This window comes from Cellulomonas hominis, assembly GCF_005239125.1.
GTDB lineage: Bacteria > Actinomycetota > Actinomycetes > Actinomycetales > Cellulomonadaceae > Cellulomonas > Cellulomonas hominis_A.
Window position 1 is genome coordinate 24,088 of the sequence record NZ_SZYE01000028.1, and the last position, 6,952, is coordinate 31,039.

Sequence of the window (6,952 nt, forward strand, 5' to 3'; positions counted from 1 at the left end):
GCGCTTCCCTGGGGACCACGCACGGCCCGCGCCCTGTGCAGGACTCGCCGCCCGCCCCCCGCGCGCCTCAGCCCGTCGCGAGGTGCGCGACCAGCCGGTCCAGGAGCTCCGCCTGCGCGACGACGACCAGGTCGCGCGCCTCCGCCACGGGCACCCACCGCAGCTCGTCCAGCTCCGGGAACGTGACCGTGCGCCCGCTGCGGGGCGGCCAGTCGACGGTCACCTCGCTCACCGGTCCGCGGGGCGCGTCGAGGTCCAGGTCGCCGGCCCGCGCCCACACCCGCACGACCTTCCCCGCGCGCTGCCGGACCTCGCCGAGGTCGACGTCGGTCCCGTCGGGCGCGGGGACGCCGACCTCCTCGGCGAACTCGCGCAGCGCGGTGGCGTGCGGGTCCTCGCCGGGCAGCGGCTCGCCCTTGGGCACCGTCCACGCGTGCGGCTTGCGGGCCCAGAACGGGCCGCCCATGTGCCCGAGCAGCACCTCGGGGCCGTCCGTCCCGGGCGCGCCCGCGGCCGGCCGGTGCAGCAGGAGGCCCGCGCTCGTGCGGGCGGACGCGGCGGCGGCCACGGCTCAGCCCTCCGGGAGCAGGACCTCGACGCCGGCCTCGTCCAGCGCGGCGCGGAGGTCGGCGGGCGGCGGGGCGTCGGTCACGAGGTAGTCGGCGCGCCCGAGCTCGGCGATCTGGGCGAACAGCCGGCGGCTGAACTTCGACGAGTCGGCGAGCACCGCGACCCGGTCCGCGCGGTCCATCATGTCGCCCATCATCGACGCCTCGACCAGGTTGCTCGTCGAGTAGCCGACGTCGGCGGAGACGGCCCCGACGCCGATGAGCGCCAGGTCGCACCGGATGTCGACCTCGGGCTGGTGGGTCCAGGCGGGCAGCCGCACCGGGCCGAGGGTGGCCTGGTCGGTGATCCGCACGCTGCCGCCGAACACGTACAGGTCGCGGTAGGCGGACGGCGCGAGCTCGGTCGCGCCGCGCAGGCTGTTGGTGGCGACGGTGAGGTCCCGCCGTTCGCCGAGCGCCCGGACCAGGGCGAGCGTGGTCGTGCCGGCGTTGACGATGATCGCCTGCCCGTCCCGGACCAGCGCGGCCGCCCGGGCACCGATCCGCTCCTTGGCCTGCGTCTGCATCCGCATCCGCACGTCGAGCTCGGTGTTCGGCCTCGGCGCGGTGCTGAGGCCGACGGCCCCGCCGTGGGTGCGCACCAGCGCCCCGTCGGCGTCGAGCTGGTCGAGGTCGCGACGGATGGTGTCCGCGGAGACGTCGAACCGCTCGGCGAGCTGCGCCACGGTGACCTCGCCCGCCTCGGTCACGTACGCGGCGAGCTCGGCCTTGCGCCCTGCCGGGAGGCGGCGCGGTGCGGTGTCGGAAGACGACATGGAGACACATCTAGCACAAAAACGCGTGGTCCCGCAGGAAGTCGCGGAAACCTACCGCATGGTCACGCACTGCGCCGTCGGCGCTGATGGTGGCCGGTTCGTCCCGTGATCGCCCGGTACGGCGCCCGTGCGGCACGGGCGGCACGGTCAGGTCTCGGTGCGATCACGCGCATGGACGTGCCCTTGACGGCCGCAGAGACCCGCACTACCGTGCTCAAACACGCAGAGAAGCGCACTCAGCCGCACAAAGCGGCATCCCGGAGGGAGAGTCATGAGCAACGGAGCTCGGATGCGGTACCTCAGTGCCGCGGCCATCGCCGGGGCCTCGGCCCTGGTCCTGACCGCGTGCGGCAGCGGCGGCGACGCCGCGGTCGGTGGCGGGTCGGACGACGGCGACGTCACGCTCGAGTTCGCGCAGTGGTGGGAGCCCGAGCTGCCCGACGGCGCGTTCCGCGAGCTGATGGACACGTTCGAGGACGAGAACCCCGGCATCACCGTCGAGCTGCTGAGCGGCCCGTACGCGTCGACCAAGGAGCAGGTCCTCGCCGGTGCGGCCGCGGGCACCATGTCCGACGTCGTCGGCCTGGACGGCGCCTGGGTCAGCGACTTCGCCAAGCAGGGCGCGATCGCCGACCTGTCCGCGCTGATGGCGGACGACGGGTTCGACGACGGCCAGCTGGTCAGCCAGGTCCAGGTGGACGGCTCGACCTACATGATCCCGGTGGTCAACTTCGTGTACCCGATGTTCACGAACGACGACCTGCTGGCCCAGGCCGGCGTGGACGCGCCGCCGAGCACCCGCACCGAGTTCCAGGACGCGGCCGAGGGCATCACGGCGCTGGGCGACAACACCTACGGCTGGGTGCTGCCGCTGTCCCTCGAGGCGCCCAACGGCGTGCAGAACGACGTCATGTCGTGGGTGTGGGCGTCCGGCGGTTCGATGCTCGACGACGGCCAGCCGGCTCTCACCGGCAACCCCGACGTCGAGAGCGGCGTGCAGTTCGTCGCCGACCTGTGGGACGCGGGTGTCGTGGCACCGGGCTCCTTCACGATGAAGGAGCAGGACAAGGTCGAGGAGTTCACCAACGGCCGGGTCGGCATGATGATCGACTCCCTGGCCCACGTGACCACGATCCAGGAGGCCAACCCCGACCTCGACTTCTCGATCTCCGCCATCCCGGCCGAGGACGGGTACACGGGCGAGCGCGGCATCCCCTACGCCTCGTGGGGCATCGGCGTCGCGGAGAACTCGGAGCACAAGGCCGAGGCGATGAAGCTGGTCGAGTTCCTCATGAGCGAGGAGACCAACGCGAAGCTGTCGTCGATCGCGAACGCGTTCCCGGGCAACACGGAGTCGGTGCCGGACTTCGTCGAGGACAACGAGCTGTTCGCCACGGCGTTCGAGATCTACCAGGACGGCTACCCGGCCAACGAGTTCACGGGTCTGCCGGTCGCGGAGGAGCTGATGCGCCAGCTCGGCGAGCAGCTGCAGAAGTCCCTCAACGGCGACCAGAGCGTCGACGACGCGCTCGCCGCTGCTCAGGAGCAGTGGGAGAGCGAGTTCTGACCGACCCCAGAGCGACCGCGCCGGGCGGGCACCCCTGAACCCGCCCGGCGTGGTCCCCGGTCAAGGAGGACCGAGAGTGTTCACCTCGCACGTCGAGCGACCCGTGGTCGCTCCCGCCGCCGGCGGAGCGCCCGGCCCGGACCGCACGGCGCCGCCCGAGCAGCCGCCCGCCCGTCCCGGGTGGGCGCGGCTCAAGCGCCGGCTCACCCCCTACGGGTTCCTGACGCCGACCGGCGTCCTCATGGCGATCCTCATGCTCACGCCGATCGTCATGGTGATCTGGTACTCGCTGCTGGACGGCGTGATCACCACGAAGAACTCGGCGTTCGTCGGGTTCGCCAACTACGCCGAGGTGCTCAGTGACCCGGTGTTCTACACCGCGGTCCGCAACACGCTCGTCTTCACCGTGTCCAGCGTGGTGGCGCACTTCGCGATCGGCCTCGGCTTCGCGATGCTGCTCAACACCCCGCTGCTGAGCCACCGCACCAAGGCCTTCTTCCGGGTGATCTACGTGCTGCCGTGGCTGTTCACGGTCGCGATCATCGCCGTGCTGTGGCGGCTGCTGCTCAACCCGAACGGCGTCGTCAACTACCTGCTCGGCACGCTCGGGCTCACGAGCGGCCAGACCGAGTGGCTCGCGGACCCGAGCACGGCGCTCGCCGCGGTCACGTTCATCAACATCTGGTCCGGCTACCCGTTCTTCATGATCAGCCTGCTGGCCGGCCTGCAGGGCATCCCCAAGGACCTGTACGAGGCGGCCCGGGTGGACGGGGCGACGCCGGTCCAGCAGTTCCGGGCCGTGACCCTGCCGCAGCTCCGCCCGATCATCATCTCGATGGCGCTGCTGGACTTCATCTGGACCACGCAGCAGTTCGCGCTGATCTGGATGACCACCGGCGGCGGGCCCATCAACGCGACCGAGATGCTCAGCACCTTCACCTACAAGCTCGCGTTCAGCCGCTACGAGTTCTCGGTGGCGTCCGCGTCCGCGGTGGTCGTGCTGCTGCTGTCGATGGTCCTCGCATTCTTCTACGTCCGGCACCAGAAGGCGCGTGACTGACATGGCGACCCTGACCCCCACCCCCGTCCGCGCCGGCTCGCCCCAGCTGCGCCGCCCGCCCGCGAAGACCGGGCAGAAGGCGCTGGTGCTCATCGCGCTGACGCTGGGCGCGCTGTTCGCCGGCCTCCCGGTGCTGTGGATGCTGTCCAGCTCGTTCAAGGCGAACCCGGAGATCTTCGCCTCGCCGCCGCGGCTCGTCACCGAGGGCTTCTCGTTCGACGCGTACACGTCGATCCTCACCGACCCCGTGAAGCTCCGGTTCTTCGGGAACTCGTACCTCGTGGCCGGCGCGGTGACGCTGCTGACGCTGCTGGTGGCGGTGCTCGCGGCCTACGCGTTCAGCCGCTACGAGTTCCGCGGCAAGAAGGTCATCAACGTGATGATCGTCAGCGTCCAGGCGGTCCCGCCGATCACGCTGCTGATCCCGTACTTCGGCCTCGTGGTGGCGCTGCGGCTCTACAACACCTATCCCGGCCTGATCCTCACGTACATGGTGTTCACGCTGCCCTACGCGATCATCATGATGACGGGGTACTTCAACACCCTCCCGCGGGAGCTCGACGAGGCGGTCAAGGTCGACGGTGCCGGGCCGCTCACCGCCCTGTGGCGCATTCTCGTCCCCATTTCGGTGCCCGGCCTGGTCTCGGTCGGGATCTACACCTTCATGATCGCGTGGAACGAGTTCCTTTTCGCGCTGACGCTCACCCGCACCGAGGACATGCGGACCGTCCCGATCGGCATCCAGCTGCTCATGGGCCAGCACTCGTACAACTGGAACGAGATGATGGCGATGAGCATTCTCGGGTGCATTCCTGTCCTCGTTCTCTTCCTGTTCTTCCAGCGGTACTTCATCGGTGGGATGACGGCAGGGGCGGTCAAGGTCTGACGACCTCGGCCACGGCACGGCAACGACGCACGACCCGACACGAAAGAGGAGTCACCCCATGTTGATGAACGGCGCGGACCTGCTGGCCGTCGCGAACGAGCACAGCTTCGCGGTGCCGGCGTTCAACATCAGCGACTACGCGATGTTCAACGGCGTCGTGGACGTCTCGGAGCAGCGGCGCGCGCCGCTGATCGTCGCGATCCACCCCGACGAGGTCAGCCACATCGGCCACGACGTCCTGCCCGCGCTGATCCAGCGCGCGCACAAGGCGTCGGTGCCCGTGGCGATCCACTGGGACCACGGCGGGACCTACGAGCAGATGCTCCGGGCGTTCCAGATCGGCTTCACGTCCGTGATGATCGACGGCTCGATGCTGCCGTACGAGGAGAACGTCGCTCTGACCGCCCGGGTCGTCGAGGCCGCGCACGCGGTGGGCGTCTCGGTCGAGGGCGAGCTCGGCACGATCGGCAAGCTCGACGAGCAGGCCGAGGCCGGCGTCGCGGTGTCGGACATCATCTACACCGACCCCGAGCAGGCCGTGGACTTCGTGCGGCGCACCGGCGTCGACAGCCTCGCGGTCGCCATCGGCACGGCGCACGGCCTGTACCCGAAGGGGCTCACGCCGGAGCTCAAGCTCGACCTGCTGACCGACATCAAGGCCCGGCTGCCCATCCCGCTCGTCCTGCACGGCGGCTCGGGGAACCCGGACGACGAGATCGGCCGCGCGGTGAAGCTCGGGGTGAACAAGATCAACATCTCCAGCGACATCAAGGTGGCGTACCACGACCGCATGCGGGAGGTCCTGGCGGACCTGACGCTCCGCGAGCCGAACACCATCCAGCCGCCGGCGATCGAGGCGATGAACGCGGTCGCGGCGCAGAAGATCGAGCTGTTCGACGCGGCCGGCAAGGCCGACCTGTACTGAGGCCGGCCCCACCCACGCCCCGGTCCGGGTCGGCACACCCCGGCCCGGACCGGGCTGCACCACCACCGCCGGCCACCACCGGCACCGCACAACCGCACGGACCGCGAAGGAGCGGCAGATGGGCACGCGCTACGTCCTCGGGCTCGGGGGGACCGTCGACTACGAGATCGACTGGGACCCCGCGACGCTGACCCGGCTGGCCGCCGAGTGGGGCCTGCGGGCCGACGAGCTGGACGCCGGGGTGCCGATCCTCAGCGAGCGGGACCTGCTGCGGTCGCTGCTCGGGTTCGTCCGGGACGGCGTCGGCGGCGAGCGGTTCGTGGCGTCGTCCGAGATCGTCGAGGCGTTCGCGCGCCGGTTCGAGCGCCGCGTGACGCTGGGCGGCACCTGCGTGCGCGCCGCCATCGCGATGGACCGGGTCCGGGACCTGCCGGCCCTGGTGCACCTGGTGAGCATCGACGACGACGTCCGGCGGCTGCTGCCGGCGTCCACGACCTACCTGTGCTCGGCGGACCGGGACACCACCGACCCGCACCTGATCGTGCAGTACCCCGCGGCGTCGCCCGTGCGGGTGGCCGGCGAGGACGTGGTGGCCGCGCACCCGAACCGGCTCATCTACGTCAACGACCCGCCGAACCTGGAGCTCGTGCTGCACCCGGGGCTCGGCGACGCGGTGGCCGCCGCGGACGTCACGCTCGTGTCGGGGTTCAACGTGATCCAGGACCGCGCGCTGCTGGCGGACCGGCTGGCGACCGTCGCCGCGGCGCTGGACGGGCGCGCGCCGGGGTCGTTCGCCTACTTCGAGGACGCGGGGTACCACGTGCCCGCCCTGCGCGCCGACGTGCGGGACGCCCTCGCCGGCCGCGTCGACGCGTGGGCGATGAACGAGGACGAGCTCCAGGCGTGGATCGGCCGCACGGTCGACCTCCTGGACGCGGCGGACGTCGCGAAGGCGCTGGTCGACCTGCGGGCCGCGGTGCCCGCCCGGGCGCTCGTCGTGCACACGCGGTACTGGGCGCTCGCGGCCGGGCCGGGCGCCGGCGAGCTGCGCGCGGCGCTGCGCGGGGGCATCACCATGGCGAGCACCCGGTACCTGCACGGCGACGACTTCACCGTCGACCACTACGCCG

General features: G+C 71.2%; 7 protein-coding genes. 5 read left to right on the forward strand and 2 right to left on the reverse strand.

The window, feature by feature from the left end:
- Window positions 1-67: 67 nt before the first annotated feature.
- Complete coding sequence (locus FA014_RS05945) at window positions 68-568, reverse strand: NUDIX domain-containing protein (protein WP_154728784.1); 501 nt, start codon at window positions 566-568, stop codon at window positions 68-70.
- A 3-nt stretch (window positions 569-571) separates the two neighbouring features.
- Entirely contained in the window at window positions 572-1,384 is an 813-nt protein-coding gene (locus tag FA014_RS05950) for a DeoR/GlpR family DNA-binding transcription regulator (protein ID WP_154728785.1), read from the reverse strand.
- A 271-nt stretch (window positions 1,385-1,655) separates the two neighbouring features.
- Between FA014_RS05950 and FA014_RS05955 the strand changes: the two genes are divergently transcribed.
- The 5 genes from FA014_RS05955 to FA014_RS05975 form a co-directional block, all read left to right on the forward strand.
- Window positions 1,656-2,951 (forward strand): ABC transporter substrate-binding protein, encoded by a 1,296-nt coding sequence (locus FA014_RS05955; RefSeq protein ID WP_154728786.1) that lies wholly within the window; start codon window positions 1,656-1,658, stop codon window positions 2,949-2,951.
- A 76-nt stretch (window positions 2,952-3,027) separates the two neighbouring features.
- A complete protein-coding gene (locus FA014_RS05960; RefSeq protein ID WP_230322907.1) occupies window positions 3,028-4,011 on the forward strand; it encodes a carbohydrate ABC transporter permease in 984 nt (327 codons plus the stop codon).
- A gap of 1 nt (window position 4,012) precedes the next feature.
- Window positions 4,013-4,897 (forward strand): carbohydrate ABC transporter permease, encoded by an 885-nt coding sequence (locus tag FA014_RS05965; RefSeq protein WP_154728787.1) that lies wholly within the window; start codon window positions 4,013-4,015, stop codon window positions 4,895-4,897.
- A 58-nt stretch (window positions 4,898-4,955) separates the two neighbouring features.
- Window positions 4,956-5,822, forward strand: coding sequence for a ketose-bisphosphate aldolase (locus FA014_RS05970; RefSeq protein ID WP_154728788.1), 867 nt, complete (start codon window positions 4,956-4,958; stop codon window positions 5,820-5,822).
- Between the two features lie 118 nt (window positions 5,823-5,940).
- A partial coding sequence (locus tag FA014_RS05975) for an ADP-dependent glucokinase/phosphofructokinase (protein WP_154728789.1) occupies window positions 5,941-6,952 on the forward strand: 1,012 nt, incomplete at its 3' end.

Coding starts and splice junctions, on each gene's coding strand:
- FA014_RS05970 (WP_154728788.1), top strand. CDS start 4,956: ATGTTGATGAACGGCGCGGACCTGCTGGCCGTCGCGAACGAGCACAGC.
- FA014_RS05950 (WP_154728785.1), bottom strand. CDS start 1,384: ATGTCGTCTTCCGACACCGCACCGCGCCGCCTCCCGGCAGGGCGCAAG.
- FA014_RS05955 (WP_154728786.1), top strand. CDS start 1,656: ATGAGCAACGGAGCTCGGATGCGGTACCTCAGTGCCGCGGCCATCGCC.
- FA014_RS05965 (WP_154728787.1), top strand. CDS start 4,013: ATGGCGACCCTGACCCCCACCCCCGTCCGCGCCGGCTCGCCCCAGCTG.